Origin of the sequence: Arthrobacter sp. NicSoilB11, from assembly GCF_019977375.1 — a bacterium.
In the GTDB taxonomy this organism is placed as follows: Bacteria; Actinomycetota; Actinomycetes; order Actinomycetales; family Micrococcaceae; genus Arthrobacter.
Genome location: NZ_AP024657.1, coordinates 3,947,152 through 3,966,724, shown reverse-complemented (window position 1 = coordinate 3,966,724; position 19,573 = coordinate 3,947,152). Strand labels below are relative to the sequence as shown.

Below are 19,573 nucleotides of genomic sequence, written 5' to 3'. Positions count from 1 at the left end.
CGTGACCATTACCTCCATGCCCGCCCCTGACATCGCTGAGCTTGGCCTGCGCGAGTCCGCCACCTTCGACCGCGCCACCATCGCCGACATCCAGCGCGCGGCCGCCACCGGCGTGTACGACATCCGCGGCTGGGGCGCCAAGCGCAAGGTCCCGCACTTCGACGACCTGCTCTTCCTCGGCGCCTCCATGTCCCGCTACCCGCTGGAGGGCTACCGCGAAAAGTGCGATACCGACGTCGTCCTCGGCGACCGGTACGCCAGCCGCCCGCTGCACCTGCAGACCCCGGTGACCATCGCCGGCATGAGCTTTGGCGCCCTCTCCGCCAACGCCAAGGAAGCGCTGGGGCGCGGCGCATCCGAGGTGGGAACCTCCACAACCACGGGCGACGGCGGCATGACGCCCGAGGAGCGCGGCCAGTCCAGGCACCTGGTGTACCAGTACCTGCCGTCCCGGTACGGCATGAACCCTGACGACCTCCGCAAGGCGGACGCCATCGAGATCGTGCTGGGCCAAGGCGCCAAGCCCGGCGGCGGGGGCATGCTCCTGGGCCAGAAAATCACCGAACGCGTCGCCGGGATGCGCACCCTGCCGGTGGGCATCGACCAGCGCTCCGCCAGCCGCCACCCGGACTGGACCGGCCCGGACGACCTGGAAATCAAGATCGGCGAGCTGCGTGAAATCACCGACTGGAAAACCCCCATCTACGTCAAGATCGGCGCCTCCCGGCCGTACTACGACACCGCCCTGGCAGTGAAGTCCGGCGCGGATGTGGTGGTGGTGGACGGGATGCAGGGCGGGACCGCCGCCACGCAGCAGGTGTTCATCGAGAACGTGGGCATCCCCACCCTGGCCGCCATCCCGCAGGCAGTCCAGGCCCTCCAGGAACTCGGCGTCCACCGCAAGGTCCAGCTCATCGTCTCCGGCGGAATCCGGACGGGGGCCGACGTCGCCAAGGCCATGGCCCTGGGTGCCGACGCCGTGGCCATCGGCACCGCGGCGCTGATCGCGCTGGGCGACAACGATCCCCGCTACGCTGCCGAATACTCCGCGCTGGGTTCCGCCGCCGGCTTCTACGACGACTTCCAGGACGGCCGCGACCCCGCCGGCATCACCACCCAGGACCCCGAATTGTCCTCCCGGCTCGACCCGGTGGTTGCCGGCAAGCGCCTGGCCAACTACCTGCGCGTCCTGACCATGGAGGCCCAGACCATCGCCCGGGCCTGCGGAAAGTCGCACCTGCACAACCTGGAACCGGAGGACCTGGTGGCACTGACCATCGAGGCGGCCGCCATGGCCCGGGTGCCGCTGGCCGGGACCAGCTGGATCCCGGGGGCAGGCCAAGGGGGCTTCTGATGACCGAGGCTTCCGACTATGTGGTTGTGGGTGCCGGCCTGGCCGGCGCCGCCACCGCCTGGCAACTGGCATCCCGCGGCCACCAGGTCACCCTGCTGGAACGCGACATCCCCGCCGCGCACGACGGCAGTTCCCACGGATCCGCCCGGATCTTCCGCTACGCCTACCCGGACCCGTTCTACACGCAGGCGGTGCTGGACTCGAAAGTCCTGTGGGACAGGCTCGCCCTGGATGCCGGCACGGAGCTGATCACACCTTTCGGGGCGGTGGACCACGGGTCCAGGCGGCAACCGGACCTGCTCGCCAAGGTGCTCGCCGACGTCGGAATTGACCACGAACTCCTCTCCGCCGCGGACGCCCGGAAGCGGTGGCCGCAGATCGCCTTCGACACGGAGGTCCTCTGGCACCCCGCTGCCGGCGTGATCGACGCCGAAACCGCGGTCAACGCCATGGTGTCCCTCGCCGTCAGGAAGGGGGCGCGGCTACTGACGGGCTGGCACCTGGAGAGCATTGAGCGGGACGGCACCGGCTACCGCCTCTTCTCCTCCACCGGGGAAACGTTCGACGCGGGCCACGTGGTGGTCAGCGCGGGCGGCTGGCTGCCGGAGCTGCTGGGCTCCCTGTCACTTCCGGCGGGCTTCCTGGCCGCGCTCCCGGCGATCACCGTCCGGCAGGAGCAGGCGTTCCACTTCCGGTACAGGGACCACGACGGCGGCGCAGCCCCGGGTGCGGGCCCCTGGCCGACGTTCATCCACAAGGCGGCGGACATCCAGGCCTACGGTCTGCCCGGGGGCCGGGACGCCGGGTTCGCGGGCCAGAAAGTCGCCGAATACAACGGCGGCAGGCTCATTCCTTCCGCGGCAGGCCAGACGGGCCGGGTGGACCCGGCCAACCGCGCACAGGTGGTGGACTACGTGCGCCGCTGCCTGCCCGGCCTGGACCCGGAACCGTACGCCGAAACCACCTGCCTGTTCACCAACACTCCAAACGAGGACTTCCTCATCGACCGCGTGGACAACCTCACCGTCGTCTCGCCGTGCTCCGGGCACGGGGCAAAGTTCGCACCCCTGATCGGCCGGTGGGCAGCGGACCTGGCCACCGGCAGCGGGAATGTTCCGGACCGGTTCCGGAGCGCCTCTTCCACAGCATTCACCACCTAGAACGGACACCGTGAGCATTTCCCAGACAGCACCGGCGTCGGAGGCCCTGCCCTCCGCCGCAGCCAGCGCATCCACTGTTACCGGCCTCCTGCAGGACATCTCCACCGTCGGCAGGGATGCCTCCCGCGGCGGCTACTCCCGCCCGGTATTCTCCACCGCCGAGACGGACCTCCGCAGTTGGTTCATTGAGCAGGCGGCCCGGCGCGGGCTGGACGTGCACACGGATGCCAACGGGATTATCTGGGCCTGGTGGGACACAGCAACGGGAGTGCGGAAAGACGCCGTCGCCACCGGAAGCCACCTCGATTCCGTCCCCGGCGGCGGGGCGTACGACGGCCCGCTGGGGGTCGCCTCGGCGCTGGTCGCCGTCGACCTCCTCAAGGCCCGGAACTTGCGGCCCCGGCGGCCGCTGGCGATCGCCGTCTTCCCGGAAGAGGAGGGGTCACGGTTCGGCGTGGCCTGCCTGGGCTCACGGCTCCTCACCGGGGAACTGGACGCCAACAAGGCGCGCAACCTCAAAGACCCGGACGGCAACACGTATGCGGATGTCGCCGCGGCAAACGGCCAGGACCCGCGGCTGATCGGAGCCGACTACAAGACCCTGCAGCAGCTGGGGATGTTCGTGGAGCTGCACGTCGAGCAGGGGCGGGGGCTGATCGACCTCAACCAGCCGGTGGCCATCGGCTCGTCGATCCTGGGCCACGGCCGCTGGAAGCTGAGCATCACGGGGGAGGGGAACCACGCCGGCACCACGCTGATGAAGGACCGCCGGGACCCGATGATCGCCGCGGCCAAGGTGATGGTTTCCATCCGGGACACTGCCCGCAAATACCGTGACGCCCGTGCCACCGTGGGCCGGCTGCAGCCTGTTCCCGGCGGCACCAACGTCATCGCCTCCCGCGTTGACCTGTGGATCGACGTCCGGCACCCGGAGGACTCGGTCACCGCGGCCCTGGTGGAGGCCATCGGGCTCAACGCCCAGGTCCTTGCCGCCGAGGAAAACTGCACGGCGAGCCTGGGCACGGAGTCCCTGAGCCCCACAGTGCATTTCGACGGCGGGCTGCGGGACCGGCTGCGGGAACTGCTGCCTTCCGCGCCGGTGCTGGACACCGGCGCCGGCCACGACGCCGGCGTGCTGGCCGCGCACCTGCCCACCGCCATGCTGTTCGTCCGGAATCCCACGGGCGTCTCGCATTCACCGGACGAACTGGTGGAGGACTGGGACGCCGAAGCCGGCGCGCTCGCCCTGGCGGACTCACTCTCCGGCCTGCTGGGTGAGGCACGGGCGATCGGCTAGCGCCGCCGTCGTCCGTCCACCCGCCTAAGATGGCTGACATGACCGAACAGGCCCGGGACCGCGCAGAAGACCAGCACGCCGGCGACGGATCTGCAGAGGTAGCCGGGCGCCTGGAACAGGTCATCGCGGCGCAGGTGCGGCACTACCGCACGGCCGCAGGCCTGTCGTCCGCTGAGCTTGCCGCCCGCACCGGCCTGTCCAAAGCCATGATCTCGCGGGTGGAAACAGCCACCACATCCTGCTCGCTCACCACTTTGCAGCGGCTGGCGGACGGGCTGAAGGTTCCCGTGACCGCGCTGTTCCGCGGCGCGGACACGGACCGGGACGCCACCTTCACCAAGAGCGGCCAGGGAAGCCTCACCGTCCGCAGCGGAACCCAGCATGGCCACGAATACCGTGTCCTGGGCACGCTGAAAGGGCGCACCGACGCCATCGAACCCACGCTGGTCACGCTTACCGACGCCTCCGACGTGTTTCCCCTCTTCCAGCACCCGGGCACCGAGTTCATCTACATGCTCTCCGGCAGGATGGTGTACGGCCACGGCTCCTACGAATACGCCATGGAAGCGGGCGACTCGCTGCTGCTGGACGGCGAAGGCCCCCACGGACCGCTGGAGCTGCTGGACCTGCCCATCCAGTTCCTGGCGATTTCCGCCAAATAGCTTCCTGTTGCCGGCTGTTTCTGCAGCAACTCCTGCGTGCGGCGGGACGCCTGAAACTCGGTGGCGGATGACCGAAACGATCATTTAACACGCCGGAAACCCACCCAGAAACAGCCGCCATACAGTTGGAACCAGACGGCAACAGCCGCCCCTCCGCTGAACGTGGTCTCTCCATCCGCGTCCCTCCACGGAGCGGCTCTGACGGCAACTTACCGTTCTCTCTTCGCATCTTGAAAGGGGTTTCCCATGGATTCGGGAAATGTCGCTTGGATTTTGGCCAGCTCGGCGCTGGTTTGCATGATGATCCCCGCCCTGGCCCTGTTTTACGGGGGCATGGTGGGGTCGCGGCGCATCCTCAACATGATGATGATGTGCTTCGGCGGCGCCAGCCTGGTGGCCGTGCTCTGGGCATTGTTCGGGTACTCGATGGCGTTCGGCAACTCGGTTGGGGGGCTGGGGCTGATCGGTGACGTCACCGAGTTCCCCGGCATGGGGCAGATGCTGGCAAAGGATGACGCAGCGTCCATCCCGGTCATCCTGTTCGCCGCCTTCCAGCTGTTCTTCGCCTGCGTCACCACGGCACTGGTTGCCGGCGCGGCGGCCGGGCGCATGAAGTTCGGCGCCTGGATGCTGTTCGCAGGCATCTGGGCCACCGTGGTCTACTTCCCCATCGCGCACTGGGTGTTCGCATTCGACTCGGCGGACGGCAGCACGGCTGGCGGCTGGATCGCCAACGGCATCAAGGCCATCGACTTCGCAGGCGGCACCGCGGTCCACATGAACGCCGGTGCGGCCGCCCTGGCCCTGGCCCTGGTCCTCGGCAAGAGCTCCGGCTGGCCCAAGGTGGAACACGCCAAGCCGCACAGCCGGCCGCTGGTCCTGGTGGGCGCAGGCCTGCTGTGGGTGGGCTGGTTCGGCTTCAACGCCGGTTCCGCCCTCTCCGCCGGCCAGTCGGCGTCGGTGGTCTTCCTCAACACCGCTGTGGCCGCATCCGCCGGCCTGCTCGCCTGGGCCCTGGTGGAGCGCGTCCGCCACGGTGCCGCCACCAGCATGGGCGCCGCCTCCGGCCTGATCTCCGCTCTCGTGGCCATCACCCCCGCCTGTGGTGCCGTCAGCCCGTTGGGCGCCGTGGCCATCGGCGCCATCGCCGGGGCTGTCTGCTCCCTGGCCATCGAGCTGAAGTTCCGGCTCGGCTTCGACGATTCCCTCGACGTCGTCGGCGTCCACCTGGTGGGCGGCATCCTGGGCACCCTGCTCATCGGCCTCTTCGCCACCGACGCAGCACCCAACGCCGTCAGCGGCCTGTTCTACGGCGGCGGGGTTGAACTGCTGGGCGTCCAGGCCCTTGCCACCGTCACGGTCCTGGTCTACTCCTTCGGCATCACCTGGGTCCTGGCGAAGATCCTGGACAAGACCATCGGCCTGCGCATCAAGCCCGAGGACGAACTGCGCGGCATCGACCTCGCAGCCCACTCCGAGCTGGCGTACCTGACGGACGAGGACCCGGTGGAACTGGGCTCGCCGCAGCGCGTCTCGTAAAAGCTGCCGGGCGCCCGCCTGCTGGGGGCGGCGCCCGGTGCAGTGTTCACGCGGAGTGTCCCACGCGCCCCAGCGCACGAGTCAGGGCCAAACCTTGGACCGGTGCCGGCAGCCGCCGGCTTATAGTTCCGGGGTTTGGCCCTTCTGTGTTTTGGGTTCAGTGTTCCGTGCAGACCAGGATGCCGTCGCGCACCTCAAGCACCGCGGCCCGTACGTGGCTCAGCCGGGTGCGCGGGTCCGGCGCCATGGTGCCGATGTCCTCGCCGTTCCAGTGCGGGTGCGTGAAGTAGACCAGCAGTGCCCGCTCCGCGCCGCCGTCGCCAGAGTCCCCACCCTCAAGCGAGACCACGTCCGCGTGGCGTCCGACGACGGCCCGCCCGTCCACCGATTCCGGCGCCGTGAGGATCAGCCCGTCCAGGTGCTCCTGCCGGGTCCAGTTTCCGGTAGCGTCGCGGGAGCGGTAGACGCCCTGGCCTCGCCATTCGTCCACGACCATCCAGTACCAGCCGCCCAGCCGGAAGACCTTGGGCCCTTCGTGCGGCCGGCCAGGGATCGCGACGCCCTCGCGGACCCAGGATGCTGGATCCGCCGGGGTCTCCGTCACGGCGCTGTAAGTATTTGAGCCTCGGGTTTCGTCCTTGTACCAGAGCCGGTACCGGCCGTCCCCGCACCGTGCCACGGCGGCGTCGATGACCCGCGGTGAGGCCAGGTCCACGGCGCCCAGGTACTCCCAGTGCTCCAAGTCGCGGCTGGCGAGCTGGACGATTCCGGCCGTCCCGGTCCAGTCGGTGCGCCTGCCGCCGAGGACCGAGAGGTACATGATCCACCGGTCGCCGATGCGTACGACGTCGGGCGCCCAGAGGGTTGCCGGAAGGTCCGTTCCGGGCGGGATAAGTCCCCCGGCGGTGCCTTCGTAGCGCCAGGTGGCGCCGCCGTCGGACGACCGTGCGACGCCAATCCCGGTGCCGTGCACCCATTCAACCCCCGTCAGCCCCGGAGCGGTGGCGCGGCGCTGCGTGTAGAAGAGGACCCATTCGTCCCGCAGGTGGTCCGCCACCAGGACGGGATCTGTGGGGCCGTCCCACACCGGGTCGCGGTACGGGGTGGCAAAGGCGTCAGGACGCAGGTGGGGGAGGGCAGGCGGTGCAGTCATGTGCTGGGACACAATTTCTCCAACGTTGTAGTTTGCGTTGGGCACCAGCATAGGCTGCGATTTTCGACGCGCAAACGCACTTGCGCTGCGCGGATTCCCTGGCGCTACCAAGATGTGGGCCGCGACAGTGAAGATGCGCGTCGAAAACCAGGATGCGCGTCGATAACGACGGGCCCTACTCCTTGAACAGGCCCGCCAGGTCCTCGGCCGTGATGGCCCCGCCGGCCAGGGCATCGCCCTCCATGACGTCGGCAAACAGCTGCGACTTCCGGGTCTTCAGCGCCATGACCTTCTCCTCGATGGTGTCCTTGGCCACCAGCCGGTACACCATGACGTTCCGGGCCTGCCCAATCCGGTGCGTCCGGTCCACGGCCTGCGCCTCGGACGCCGGGTTCCACCACGGATCGAGCAGGAACACGTAGTCGGCCTCCGTGAGGTTGAGCCCAAAACCGCCGGCCTTCAGCGAAATCAGGAACACCGGCGCGCTGCCGTTCTTGAACTCACTGACCACGTCGGCGCGGTTCCGCGTGCTGCCGTCGAGGTAGCAGTACTCGATGTCCTCCTCGTCCAGGCGCTCCCGGACCTTGCCCAGGAACCCGGTGAACTGGCTGAAGATCAGCGCGCGGTGCCCCTCGGCCACGAGGTCCTCGAGCTGTTCGAACAACACATCCAGCTTGCTGGACCGCACCGCTGACAACGCCGGGTCCACCAGCGACACGTCCAGGCTCAACTGCCGCAGCAGGGTCAGCGACTGGAAGATGGTGAACCGGTTCTTGTTGACGTCCTCGATCAGTCCCAGGATCTTCTGCCGCTCGCGCTGCAGGTGCGTCTGGTACACCTTCTGGTGCCGCGGGTTCAGCACCACTTCAAGGATCTGTTCCTGCTTGGGCGGCAGGTCCTTGATCACCTGGTCCTTGGTTCGGCGCATCATCAGCGGGCGGACCCGGCGGCGGAGTTTTTCCAGCTGCCCCTTGTCGCCGTTCTTTTCCACCGGCTTCTGGTAGTACTCCGCGAAGCGCTTGGGGCTGGAGAACAGGCCGGGGGCCACGATGGAGGTCAGCGCCCAGAACTCCATGAGGTTGTTCTCCAGCGGAGTGCCCGTGATGGCGAGCTTGAACGCGGCCGGCAGCTTCCGTGCACACTGGTACGCCTTGGACTGGTGGTTCTTGACGAACTGCGCCTCATCCAGCACCAGCCCGTTCCAGGTGCGGGAGGCGTAGGCCTCGTAATCGATGCGGAACAAGGCATAGGAGGTGATGACGATGTCGGCACCGTCAAGGGCCTCCGCCACCTCCTGGCCGCTCTTGGCAAAGGTCTCGCCGACCGTCCGAACGGTCAGCCCCGGCGCAAACCGGGCCGCTTCGAGGGCCCAGTTGCCCACCACGCTGGTGGGCGCCACCACCAGGAAAGGCGCGACGGCGGCGGGCCGGCTTTCAGCGGCAGCGGCAGCACCGGCGTTGGTATTCCCGTCGTCGGTGTTCCCGCCGTCGGTATTCCCAAGGGACGAAGCAGCCGCGGCGGCCAGCTCCTTGGCGGCGCACATCAAGGCCAGGGCCTGCACGGTCTTGCCCAGGCCCATGTCGTCAGCCAGGATGCCGCCCAACCCGTGCTTGTACAGGAAGCTGAGCCAGTTGTAGCCCTCCAGCTGGTACGGCCGCAGCTCCGCGTTCAAGGTGGGGGGCAGCGGCAGCCCGTCCGTGCCGCCCTCCAAGAGACCGCCCACGGCGGACCGCCAGGCCGCGGCCTGTTCGTCCACGATTCCCAACTGTGCCAGTTCATCCCAGAGCCCCGCCTGGAACCGGCTGATCTGCAGCGGCGCATCCTTGTTGTCCTGCAGCGCCCTGGCTTCCTCGATCAGGGCCCGCAGCTGGTGCAGTTCCGGGAGGTCAAGGGAGAAGTAGGCGCCGCTGGGCAGCAGCATCTTGGTCTGTCCCGCGGCCAGGGCGGAGAACACGGCGGCGAAGGAAACAGGCTGGCCTTCCAGGGAAATCTGGATGCCCAGGTCGAACCAGTCGCGCTGCTCAGTTGCCTTGGTGGAGATGGACACCACCGGGGCTTCTTCAGCCTCGCGGTAGTCGGCGATGTCGCCCACCGTCTCCACGTCAACGTCCGGCGCCTCCCGCAGCCGCGGCAGCACTTCCTCGGTGAAGGCCAGCGTGTCCAGGCCCGTCAGTTCGGCCGACGCGGCCAGCCGGGGAGTGCCCCAGCCGCCCGTGGCGGACTCGCCCAGCGCGGGCACCACGTCCCACGGACGGCCAATGCCCTCAAGGATGCGGGACTCCGCCGTGTCATCGCGGTAGCCCGCATCGCCGGGGTGCCGCCACAGAGGTTGCGCGGTGACCAGCTTGCCGGTCTTGTAGTGCCACTCCCAGTGCAGCCGCACCCGGTGGTCCGCCCCGTAATTGGCCAGCAGCGACAGGGTGGGGACGGCCAGTTCGGGCAGTTCCACCGACTCGTCGCGGGCCGTCACCCGGGCCGCCTGCTTGAGCTTTGGATAAAAGCCCGTGAGGAAGCGTGACTCGTCCCTGGCAGGTATGTGCAGGGTGCTTGCGGTCGTGACGAACGCCAGCAGTTCCTCGCTGAGCCCGTTCTCCAGCGGCGCCAGGGTGATGGTTCCGTCGGGGTCGGGGACGCCGGGCAGCGCGGCCTCGCCGGATGTGAAGAACAGCCCGTGCGCCGGCCGTCCGATGGTGCCCACCGACGCCGGATCAACCTCAGCGCCCTCCACGGTGATGGTGGGTGACAGCTCCAGCCCGCCGTCGGAGGTCCCGGCGGTGGTGCCGGCCTCAGCGGCGTCCGCCACCGGAGTGCCGTACCGGCTCAGGGAAAGCCCGACGGCGGCAGGGGCCTCGGCCAGCCGGACCGGCCCGGTGCCGCGCGAGTGGACGAGGGCGAGCCCGATCTTCCCGGCCTCGGACAGCAGGCTCCACAGGTTCTTCCCCGAGTAGGAGTTCAGGCTCAGCCACAGTCCCGCGGAGTTGTGCATCCGGCTGGCGGTAGAGGAGTGGCCGGCGAGGAACTCCTGCAGCCATTCCACGTGCGCCTGGTTGGATTCGCGCCGGAAGTTCAGGTAGTTCAGGGTGTTCCAGGAAACGTCGCCGCGGATCCACTTGCCCTTGGCCCCCATGATGACGGGCCGCGCCTTGAGCTGCCGCACCCCGCGCACCGGGTCCCGGCGCCCCGTGTAGGAGAAATGCGGCGGCGGTTCCTCGATCTCGAACTGCAGGGCCAGGGGAACGCCGCTGGTGGAAGGGGCTGAACCGGGCTGGGAAATCAGCGGGCTGAGGGCCTGTTCCCAGTCGGACAGGACCGCCGAGGGTGCGCGGGATACCTGCGTGGAGGTGGACGGCGCCAGCAGCTGCACCCGGATGGACGGGTTGTCCTCAGCCGCGAACAGCAAGGCCGCCACGTGCTTGCAGTCCTTGCGGACCGGGCAGCTGCACACTCCCACGGTGCAGCTCCAGCCGCCCGCCTTCCGGACCAGCTTGGCCGTGGTGGAATAAGGGACCTCCGCACCGCCCCGGACCTTTCCCAGCATGAGGCCGGTGCCGCCGTCGAACGATATTCCCGAGACCCTGCTCGCCATGGCATAGGCCAGCCCGGCCGCCAGCGAGCGGTCGTTGATGGCGGGTGTCTGTATTGCCAGTTCCGCACTTTCGTCCGGTTGGGATGGCATGTACGCGCTACTTTCGGCAGGTCACGGCGGGGCCGGGTCCGGTGGGTGGTTATCTGATCCATCTTAGTTCGCCCGGCGGCACGCCCATGCCGGGCGCCTTCCCGGCCGGCCCCGAAAACTTCGCTTGACGTTCATTTGTCCGCCGATCCTGCCGTGGCCTGGCCGCCGTAGCGTGAAGGCGTCCGGCGTACCACCACCCCAGCAAGGAGTGCCATGACCACCAGCCAGCAGCCCGTCGTCCTGACCAGCAGCAGCATCGAAGGCAGGGACGAGGAGGTGGTGGAGGCCAACGTGGCCATCATCGATGCAATGCACAACGCCCTGCTGGCCGCGGAGGACATGTCCCCCGTGGCCGTCCGCAGCTATTTTGTGGACTTCTACCTTTGCCAGGCCCTGGAGGGCGGGTTCGCGCAATACGCCGTCATGGCGGCCGCACGGTCCACCATGGACACGCTGGTCCGGGAGGGGATGGCCGGAATGGGCGCAGGCGCGCACCTGGACCTGTTCAACCGCGCCGTGGACGCCTACGACGCACTGACCGCCGAAACAGCTGCCGCCTACCTGGACGGCATTGATGGCATCGGTGCCGTGCCCGACGGCGTCTTCCGGATGGAGGAGCTCGACGGCGAGTTTGAAGAGCTGCTGGAACGCGAAAACATCACTGCCCTCAATGCCCGCTGGCTGCGCGGCCAGGCGGACCTTCTGGTGCTGGACGATGAGGAAGTGGGCCCGTATATCCAGCGCCTCGCGGCAACCCTGGTTCCCAGGGAGAAAGAAAATTCGAGGCGCCCGTAACCTTTCCGCAACCGGAGGCGATGTAGTCCGTGATGGGTCCGCCCGGCGGACCCGATCCGATGTGTTGTCTAGGTTTGGAGAAGTTAGATGTCTGTGTTCACCGTTCTCGCCACCAGCAAAGTCGCCGCCGGAGTCCTGGCTGCAGGAACCCTGGCAGTGGGAGGAACCGGCGCGGCCGCCGTCTCGGGCGTCCTTCCCACCCAGGCCCAGCAGACCGCCCACGAGCTCTTCGGCGCACCGGCCCCCAAGCTTGCAGCCGAAGCAGCGGCTGACGCCCAGGCCACCCCGGCGCCCACGGCGACCGAAGCTGTGACCGGTGCCCTGAAGACCGCCGACGCCGATGCTTCCGCCACGGCTTCCGGTTCGGCTGCGGCCTCCGACGACAAGGTCACCGCCGGTGCGACTGCTTCCGCGGCAGCCAACACCGCCGTTGACGCCGCCGGTCCTGCGGCCCTGGGCCTGTGCACCGCCTACACCCACGGTGGCGTGGACGCTTCCTCCAAGGCGTTCTCCTCGCTGTCCATCGCAGCCCAGGGTGAGGCGAACATCGAGGGCTACTGCACCGACGTCGTGGCCAAGGCCGATGCCGCTGCCAAGGCTGCGGCCGAGGCCAAGGGCTCCGCTGCCGTCGAGGCTGAGAAGCCTGAGCTTCCGTCCGCTCCCGCCGTTCCGGCAGTTCCTGCCGTCCCGGGTGCCGACGGCGCAACCGCTGTTCCTGCCGTTCCTGCCGTTCCCTCCGTGGGCGGCGACACCGTGCACGCTCCGTCGGTTTCCACCCGCTAAGGCACCTTGGCTAGTCTGGACTGCGGCCGCCGCTCCGGCTGCGGCCGCAGTCCAGGCAGCCGGCCGGGCGCGCACGCCTTTGGAAGTGCACCCCCGCCAGGCCTGCAAAGAGGCAGCTGGAAGGCCACGGAGACTGGCAGTCCGTACCGGAAACCGGGACAGGGCGCGGGCCGGATCCCGGGATGGAGGAGCCGCTGGTGCTAGACACTTTGGTCCAGGAAGAGATCGACATATTCGACAACGCGGCCGGAACCGATCCGGCCGTGTTGTTCGCGGCTGCCTATCGAACCTTCGCGGGGCCGGTGCACGGCTACCTCAAGGCCCGCGGCCTGGATGATCCCGAAGCCGTCACCCAGGACGTCTTCCTGGCCTTTTATCCCAAAATCGGCAGCCTCACCGGCGGTCTGGCGGGCGCCAAGTCCCTGCTCTTTTCCATCGCGCATGCCCGCATGGTGGACCACTACCGCCGGCTGGAGCGCAGGCCGCAGCTGACACCGTACGATCCCCAGCAGGACGGCCGCACTTCGCCGTCCGCGGAGGACCACGCCGTGGAACTGACCGCCGGGGCCGCGGCGATGCTGGAAGGCCTCAGCGCGGAACACCAGGAAGTGCTGGCCCTGCGCGTCGTGGCGGACCTGTCCATCGACCAGGTTGCCGACATCATGGGCAAGAGCGCCGGAGCCATCAAACAGCTCCAGCGCCGCGCCCTGCAGAACCTCAAGGCCCAAACGCTCAAGAGAAACCAGGCGAACCATGAGTGACACCGCAGGATCCCGCAACGACGGGACCGTTGACCAGCTCCTGCTGGAGGCCGGCGTGGACGACGACGGCCAGCTCCGTGATGCCCTGGTCAACCTGCGCGCCCTCGCGGCAGGCGCCCCTGAGCCCTCCGCCGAAATCGCGGCCCTGATGGCGGGAACTTCCGCTGCCGGCCCCGCCCCCACCACGGTGCTCTCCGCCGCCGAACCTGCGGCACCGTCCACGCGTCCGGCCGGCCGCCCGGCCGATGAACTCGCCGCGCGCCGCAAGGCCAAGCGCCGGGTCACGCTCACCACCTTGTCTGTGGCCGCTTCGCTCGCGGCAGGTGGTGCCGTTGCCGCTGCTTCGGACCAGGGGTTCCGGGAATCCTTCACCCAGCTGAACCACGCCGTCACGTCATTCGTGACAGGGTCCAGTGCGGCACCCACCGGCCACGACATGCCGCAGGTGCCCGCGCCACAGCCTGCGACGCCCGCCCCGCAGGCAACCAGCGGCCCGGACGCCGTCCCGGCGGCGCCGTCCCCGGCTTCGGCACCTGCCGGTGCGGCGCCGTCGGGTGTTCCGGCACACGGAAACACGCCGAGCCATGGGGCTGCCACGCAGCAGCCCGCGGCTACGGAGCCGTCACTGCCCGCCACCGTTACGGAGGATGTCAGGAAGGGCCTGGAACCAAGCTCCAAGCTGCCCGTTCCCGTGCCCACGGAAGTCCCCCTCCCGGGCAAGGTCCCGGACGTTCCCCTGAAGTAGGCCGGACCGGTGGGCCTGCAGGCCTAGTAGCCCTGGCCGGCTGCCTTGATCATCGCGCCCGACGGGTCCGACAGGTACCAGACGCCGCCCACACCCTGGCCCAGGATGTCGCCCGGCTTGGTGTCCTTTGCGAAGTAGTAGAGTGGCATGCCGTTCAGTGTCACCTGCTTCTTCCCGTCAGGGGTGCTGATGGTGCCCAGCTTGCCGGTCACGCCTTCGCCCGCGGGGGAGCCCGAGGTGGTGGTCAGCGGCGGCCACTGGACCAGGCAGGAGCCGGTGCAGGCGCTGGTGCCGGAGTCCTTGGTGTCCTTGGTGAAGAAGTAGAGGCTCATTCCCTTCGCATCTACCACAATGCTGCCTGCGGATGAGGATGCCGTTTTGAGGTCGACGGCGGCGCCCGCCTGGGTCGATGACGCGGAGGCTGAGGCGGTGCCGGACGAAGAAGCCGTGGCGGACGCGGTGCTGGAGGCACCCGTGGCCGGGCTGGTGGCCGACGGAGTGGTCCCGGTGCTGCTGCCGCAGCCGGTGAGGGCTGCCGCCAGGGCCAGGATGGCAAGGCCTGGCCCGACATGGTGCTTCATGATGTGCTCCTTGGCTGGTGTTTCCTGCTGATGCTGGTGCAGGCGCCCGGAGCTGAATTGCCGGGCGCTAACCCCTACGACGCTTCCAGGTAAAGAATGGTTCACAGGCGCGCTCCGGAGCCGCCCGGTTGAACCTTTTCCTGCTGCCCAACGTGGTAACAGCCGGGAGCGCAGGATGCCGTGGCGTTCCACGCTGTGCAGTGATGTGAACGGGCAGGGACGGGGGAAGCGGGATGCCGCTTGACGACAAGGTGGTGGAAGCCATCTACCGTGATCACGGCAGCGCCCTGCGCCGGTTCGTGCTCAGCGCCATCCGGGATCCGCAGCTCGCGGAGGACGTGGTGCAGGAAACCGTGCTGCGCGTCTGGCAGCATGCGCCGGACATCAACGGCAGCTTCCGCAGTTATCTGTACCGCACGGCCAGGAACATCATGATCGACAATTACCGCCGGAGCCAGCGCCGGCCGAACGAGGCGCTGGAGAGCAGCCTTACCGACCCCGCCGCAGTGATGGGCCGCGTTGACGAGATGCTCAACCGGGTCCTGATGGAGGAAGCGCTGCTGCGGCTGAGCAAGGAACACCGGGACGTCCTGGTGGCCCTGCACTACCGCAGGTTCACGGTCAACGAGGCTGCCGTCCAGCTCAACATCCCCAGCGGAACGGTCAAATCCCGCGCCTTCTACGCGCTTCGGGCACTGCGCACCATCCTGGACGAGATGGGGGTGGAGCGGTGAACACCGACCTCCACCACCTGCTGGGTGCCTACGTGCTGGGCGGCTTGGATCCCGACGACCTCGCACTCTTCGAGGCGCACCTCCAGGACTGCGGCGCCTGCCGCAGGGAACTGGCGGTGCTGGAGAAGGTGCCCATGCTCCTTGACTCCGTTCCGGTCCCCGACGCCGTGGCGCTGACCGCCGTCCCCGGCGGCAGCGGGGGTGCCGGCGCCACCCCTGCCCGCCTGCTCGACGAACTGGCCAGCCGGCGTCGGACATTACGACGGCGGTGGGCGGCGCTGGCAGGTGCCCTTGCCGCCGCGTGCCTGGCTGTGGGACTGGCGGTGGGTCCCCTGCTCGCCAGGCCGCCGCATCCGGACGCCACCTACTCGGTGGCATCCGGGGGAGGGCTGCAGGTCAACATCGACATGGCCCGGAAGACGTGGGGAACCGAGCTTGCGGTGAGCGGCAGCAGCCTCCCGGCGGAAGGGACCCTTTCACTGTGGGTGCGCGACCGCGCCGGCGGGGAGGACCGTGCCTGCGCCTGGACGGCCACCCCGAGCGGGAAGGTCAAGGTCACCGGGGCAACCCCCATCCAGCTGGGCAGCATCTCAAGCGTGGAACTGCGCGACGGCGCCCAGCACGCGGTGGCGGTCATTACCGTTCCCTAGGGTGTGAGTCCCCTGAACTCCGCGACCAGTGACTCGTCCTCGCAGGCGCGGGCGAAGGCCTCGATCCGCCGTTCGATCTCGTAGCCCAGCAGCCGGCTGCCGATCCGTTCCATGAGGGGCCGGAGCGCAGCCGGCCGGCACGAAAAGGTGTATTTCCAGACCGCCCGGGTGCCGCCGCCGTCCGCCGTGAAACGCCAGCCGCCGCCGAAGTTGGTGAAGAACCAGGGGCCGGAGACCATGGTCATGCCCACGTTGCGGGGCGGCGCATAGGAGACATACTGGCTCACCATCGCCAGGCCAAGCCGGGACCTGGTGCGGGTGCGGACGCCTTTTCCTGGCGCCCGGGCGCCGTCAAGGAAGCCCTGGGCGGAGATGAAAGGGTCCCACTTGAGCCGGAAGTCCCCGGTGGTTTGGGAGAGGGCGAAGGCAGTCTCCGGATCGATGCGGATCAAGCGTTCGGCACGTACCTGGGGCATGCCTCTACCTAACCATGCTGATTGACGGCTTACTTGGTCATTTTGGCCAGCCGCGCGCGCATGATCATGTATGCGCCGTAGCAGACCAGTCCGGCTCCCACCGCGGCCAGCAGGTAGGGGCCCAGCGGCTGGTCGCGGAGGGCCCGCAGCCCGCCGTCCAGGCCGGTGGAATCCTCAGGGTGCTCCTTGAGCGTGGCGATGGCGATAAGCAGTCCGGCCAGCAGCAGCACGGTTCCCTTGGCCAGGTAGCCCGCCACCCCCAGGGCCGTCACCGCTGTCCTGGCCGGGCCGGGGGAAGGCATCCGCAACTGCTTCTCAAACGATTTCTTTGGTCCCCGGATGCCGTACGCCACGCCCGTGACTGCCACCGCCACGCCGATCAGGACGAGCAGCGCCACCCCGCCAGGGGCCTGCATCATGGAAATGGTGAAGTCGCTGGCGGCCTTCCGGTTGTCATCGCCCGTCCCCGTGCCCATGGCGAAGTGCCACAGGGTCAGGGCCAGGACGGCGTAAACGATCGCCTGCAGGGCGGCCTTGGCCTTGTTCTTGATCTTCTTCCTGGTGGGCTGGTGGTTGAAGTCGAAGATGGCGTCGCCGGTCTGCCAGAGGGACAGTGCGGCGCAGGCGGCGAAGCTTCCCCACAGCAGGAACGGCCCCACGGGCATGGTGGCAAGTTCGGCAACGGCGCCGCTGAAATCGGCGTGGCCCGTCCCGCCCATGGCCAGGCGGATGGCGATGGCACCCACCAGCAGGTGCAGGATGCCGCTGGCTGCGAATCCGGACCGTGCCAGGATCTCGAGGACGCGCGAATTGGTGACGTCCTCTGCCGTGTCGACGGCCTGTTTCAGTTCTTCTTTGATCGTCGTTCCTTTGGACAGGCGCGTTGTGCGCCGCTGTGCGTGCCCTTCTTACACGGGTAATCGTGCCATGCCGGCCGGGCCCGGAACAGCCGGCCTGGAACCGCTGGCCTCGAGCAGCCGGGCCGGGAACAGCCGGCCTGGAACCGCTGGCCTCGAGCAGTCCGCCCGGCACGGCTCCACAGGAGACCGGCCACCCGATGCCCGGTTGTCCCGGCAGCCGCGGGCGATGGGGAGGGATCCCCATCGCCGGGCCCCGGCAGCCTGTGCAACCATAAGGACCAGCGATTGACACGTACCGCACTTTCCCGGGGGAACCATGACTTTTTACGGCGCAGACACCAGCCAGTTGCGGGCGCTGGCCAAGGCGGCAGACCAGGCAGCGTCGCTGCTGAGCAGCCGGGCAGGGTCACTGCACAGCCAGATCCAGTCCGCGCCGTGGAAGGGCCGGGACGGGGACCGCTTCCGCCAGGAGTGGAGTGCCAGCCACCGGCCCAGCCTGGACAAGGTGGTGGCCAGCCTGCGGGAGAACTCGAAAATCCTGATGAAGCATGCCGACGAGCAGGAAAAGGCGTCGGCCGCCGGCGGGTCCGGCACCAGCGCTTGGGACCGGCTGACGTCGCTGGCCGGGCAGGCCAGGGAATGGCTCAGGGAAAAGGCCGAGGCAGCCAGGGCGGCGGCAGAACACCGCCGGGAGCTCGAGTCCGGGCTGGACCGGATGCTTAACGCCAGCCCGGAAGAGCAGGCGAAGTGGTGGGCCGCCCTCTCCGACGCGGACCGGAAATACCTGATTGAGGGCGAAGGCAGCGACGGCCCTTTCGCCGAGGACCTGATGCGCATGGATGGCGGCATTCCCGCCGCCGCCCAGCAGCTGGCCAAGCAGCACCTGCAGGAGCTGGCAAAGGCGGACATTCCGGTTTACTCGGAGACCGGGAAGGCCTCCATCGAGGCCCGGGTGGCCTGGGTCCATGGCGGTGCCGAGGTGGGGACCGAAGTGGTGGAGAACGCCGATGGTTCCGCCACGATGAAGGTTTACGGAAACATGGGCCTGGGCGTCAACGACACCACCGGTACGGCGGGGGCAACACTGACCGGGGAGGTCTCCCGCGAGTACACGTTCGCCAGCGTTGAGGAAGCGATGGCGGCGCGCCAACAGATGTACCGCGACCTCCCGCCGGACAGCATCGGCGAGATCAAGGACGTGGCGGGCAACCCGCCCGGATACATCCTGGACACCATCAATGATGCGGCCAAGGACAACGGCTCCACAGGGCAGACAGACAAGGCCAAGGGCACGTTTTCGCTGGCTGCCGAGGGTGAGGCCGGCACCGCGTCCGGCGGGGCAAAGCTTGACCTTGCGTACGAGCGGAACCTCACGGACGGTACCTCCACAGCCAGCGGCGAGGTCTCGGCGCAGGGCAAGCTCAACCTGGACGGCAGGGTCTTCGAGGCCTCCGGCAAGGGCGGGCTGCAGGTCACCATGGACAAGGGCAACAACATCGAGTCAGTCTCCGTATCCATGGACGGCACCGTGGCCCAGGGGGTGACCTCCGGCGTGAAATCCGAGGCCGCCAAGTTCGATTCCACCGTGACCGCCGGAACGCAGGGGACGGTGAAGATTGATGTGGACTACTCACCGGAGAACCGGCCCGTCATTGACAGCTACCTTCGCAACGTCGCCCTGGGGAATGAGGCAGGCGCCGCCGGCGACGCCGCCCGGCTGTACGAGGCCGGCTCCGCCACCATCCAGGTGAACTCCGTGGTGACGGCCACCAACGAGGCAGGGTTCGACGTCAAGGTTGGTGAGGTGGAGGTCAAGACCGAGAACCAGTCCACCACCAACGTGTCCACATACTACAAAGTCCCCAATGACACCAAGCTCGAGAGGCTCTGAAAGCAATGTCAGTGCACATCGAATCCCCGCTGGGCTTCACCGCAGACTTTCCCGAGCACACCCAGGTCCTGGATGATTCCACGGCCGGGCCCAACAGCGAGCAGTACGGCCTGCTGGGCGGCGTCCTGGTCACGGTGATCAAGGACGATACCTCGGTGCAGGATGCACCGCAGGCCACCGGCTGGGCGCACCTGATGTCAGGGTTCTACCTTGAGGAACGCGGCGGCACCCTCCTGGCGGAGGGCGGGCTGAACCTGCCCGGCAAGGCCGCCTATGCGGTGGTTGTGGGATATGACGACGACGGCGGGCCGGCCAAGGTGGCGGCCACCGTGGGCGTGTGGGAAAGCGGGCGGTTCATTGGCGTGGTGGTCATCTGGCCCTACCTGAACCCGGAGGCCGAACCCCGGCTGGATATGCTCAAGGAGATCGTGGCCTCGATCAGCGTGGCCTGACTGC

At 68.4% G+C, this 19,573-nt stretch carries 18 protein-coding genes; 13 read left to right on the top strand and 5 right to left on the bottom strand.

From position 1 onward, the window contains the following. Position 1 precedes the first annotated feature (1 nt). The 5 genes from LDO14_RS18520 to LDO14_RS18500 all read left to right on the top strand — a co-directional run bounded on the left by LDO14_RS18520 (position 2) and on the right by LDO14_RS18500 (position 6,012). Positions 2-1,354 (top strand): FMN-binding glutamate synthase family protein, encoded by a 1,353-nt coding sequence (locus LDO14_RS18520; RefSeq protein WP_223992853.1) that lies wholly within the window; start codon positions 2-4, stop codon positions 1,352-1,354. Continuing rightward, positions 1,354-2,514 carry an FAD-dependent oxidoreductase gene (locus LDO14_RS18515; RefSeq protein ID WP_223992851.1) on the top strand — a complete coding sequence of 387 codons (1,161 nt, stop codon included), beginning with the start codon at positions 1,354-1,356 and terminating at the stop codon, positions 2,512-2,514. Before LDO14_RS18520 ends, LDO14_RS18515 begins: the two co-directional genes overlap by 1 nt. 10 nt (positions 2,515-2,524) lie before the next feature. Continuing rightward, on the top strand, positions 2,525-3,811 hold the full coding sequence (locus LDO14_RS18510) for an allantoate amidohydrolase (protein ID WP_223992849.1): 1,287 nt from the start codon (positions 2,525-2,527) through the stop codon (positions 3,809-3,811). A 38-nt stretch (positions 3,812-3,849) separates the two neighbouring features. After that, entirely contained in the window at positions 3,850-4,473 is a 624-nt protein-coding gene (locus LDO14_RS18505) for an XRE family transcriptional regulator (RefSeq protein ID WP_018770059.1), read from the top strand. A 246-nt stretch (positions 4,474-4,719) separates the two neighbouring features. After that, positions 4,720-6,012: an ammonium transporter gene (locus tag LDO14_RS18500; RefSeq protein ID WP_018770060.1), complete on the top strand. Its 1,293-nt coding sequence runs from the start codon at positions 4,720-4,722 to the stop codon at positions 6,010-6,012. Positions 6,013-6,169: 157 nt separating this feature from the next. Here the strand turns inward: LDO14_RS18500 and LDO14_RS18495 are convergent, their stop codons facing one another. Together LDO14_RS18495 and LDO14_RS18490 are read right to left on the bottom strand one after the other, a co-directional pair. After that, positions 6,170-7,216, bottom strand: a complete 1,047-nt coding sequence (locus tag LDO14_RS18495) for a family 43 glycosylhydrolase (protein WP_223992848.1) — start codon at positions 7,214-7,216, stop codon at positions 6,170-6,172. 124 nt (positions 7,217-7,340) lie between these two features. Next, positions 7,341-10,841, bottom strand: a complete 3,501-nt coding sequence (locus tag LDO14_RS18490) for a DEAD/DEAH box helicase (protein ID WP_018770062.1) — start codon at positions 10,839-10,841, stop codon at positions 7,341-7,343. 213 nt (positions 10,842-11,054) lie between these two features. On the opposite strand from LDO14_RS18490, the gene LDO14_RS18485 reads away from it, so the two are divergent. From LDO14_RS18485 to LDO14_RS18470, 4 genes are all read left to right on the top strand, one after another. Beyond that, complete coding sequence (locus tag LDO14_RS18485; protein ID WP_018770063.1) at positions 11,055-11,636, top strand: hypothetical protein; 582 nt, start codon at positions 11,055-11,057, stop codon at positions 11,634-11,636. 87 nt (positions 11,637-11,723) lie between these two features. Further along, positions 11,724-12,419 (top strand): hypothetical protein, encoded by a 696-nt coding sequence (locus tag LDO14_RS18480; protein WP_018770064.1) that lies wholly within the window; start codon positions 11,724-11,726, stop codon positions 12,417-12,419. Between the two features lie 182 nt (positions 12,420-12,601). Beyond that, positions 12,602-13,180, top strand: a complete 579-nt coding sequence (locus LDO14_RS18475; protein WP_018770065.1) for a sigma-70 family RNA polymerase sigma factor — start codon at positions 12,602-12,604, stop codon at positions 13,178-13,180. Further along, complete coding sequence (locus tag LDO14_RS18470) at positions 13,173-13,925, top strand: hypothetical protein (protein WP_018770066.1); 753 nt, start codon at positions 13,173-13,175, stop codon at positions 13,923-13,925. The genes LDO14_RS18475 and LDO14_RS18470 overlap by 8 nt, the downstream gene beginning before the upstream one ends. Before the next feature lie 23 nt (positions 13,926-13,948). Here LDO14_RS18470 and LDO14_RS18465 read toward each other — a convergent pair whose 3' ends face one another. Next, positions 13,949-14,506, bottom strand: a complete 558-nt coding sequence (locus tag LDO14_RS18465; protein ID WP_018770067.1) for a hypothetical protein — start codon at positions 14,504-14,506, stop codon at positions 13,949-13,951. A gap of 233 nt (positions 14,507-14,739) precedes the next feature. On the opposite strand from LDO14_RS18465, the gene LDO14_RS18460 reads away from it, so the two are divergent. Together LDO14_RS18460 and LDO14_RS18455 are read left to right on the top strand one after the other, a co-directional pair. Beyond that, positions 14,740-15,240 carry a sigma-70 family RNA polymerase sigma factor gene (locus tag LDO14_RS18460; protein ID WP_223992846.1) on the top strand — a complete coding sequence of 167 codons (501 nt, stop codon included), beginning with the start codon at positions 14,740-14,742 and terminating at the stop codon, positions 15,238-15,240. Then, complete coding sequence (locus LDO14_RS18455) at positions 15,237-15,890, top strand: zf-HC2 domain-containing protein (RefSeq protein WP_018770069.1); 654 nt, start codon at positions 15,237-15,239, stop codon at positions 15,888-15,890. The genes LDO14_RS18460 and LDO14_RS18455 overlap by 4 nt, the downstream gene beginning before the upstream one ends. Here the strand turns inward: LDO14_RS18455 and LDO14_RS18450 are convergent. Both LDO14_RS18450 and LDO14_RS18445 read right to left on the bottom strand, forming a co-directional pair. After that, complete coding sequence (locus LDO14_RS18450; protein WP_018770070.1) at positions 15,887-16,366, bottom strand: SRPBCC family protein; 480 nt, start codon at positions 16,364-16,366, stop codon at positions 15,887-15,889. The genes LDO14_RS18455 and LDO14_RS18450 overlap by 4 nt on opposite strands. 29 nt (positions 16,367-16,395) lie before the next feature. Next, a complete protein-coding gene (locus LDO14_RS18445) occupies positions 16,396-17,214 on the bottom strand; it encodes a DUF1206 domain-containing protein (RefSeq protein WP_043425048.1) in 819 nt (272 codons plus the stop codon). Positions 17,215-17,542: 328 nt separating this feature from the next. Between LDO14_RS18445 and LDO14_RS18440 the strand changes: the two genes are divergently transcribed. Next, positions 17,543-19,117 (top strand): hypothetical protein, encoded by a 1,575-nt coding sequence (locus LDO14_RS18440; protein ID WP_223992844.1) that lies wholly within the window; start codon positions 17,543-17,545, stop codon positions 19,115-19,117. Positions 19,118-19,122: 5 nt separating this feature from the next. Continuing rightward, the gene (locus tag LDO14_RS18435) at positions 19,123-19,569 is read left to right on the top strand and encodes a hypothetical protein (protein WP_018770073.1); all 447 of its coding nucleotides are present in this window, start codon (positions 19,123-19,125) and stop codon (positions 19,567-19,569) included. Positions 19,570-19,573 lie beyond the last annotated feature (4 nt).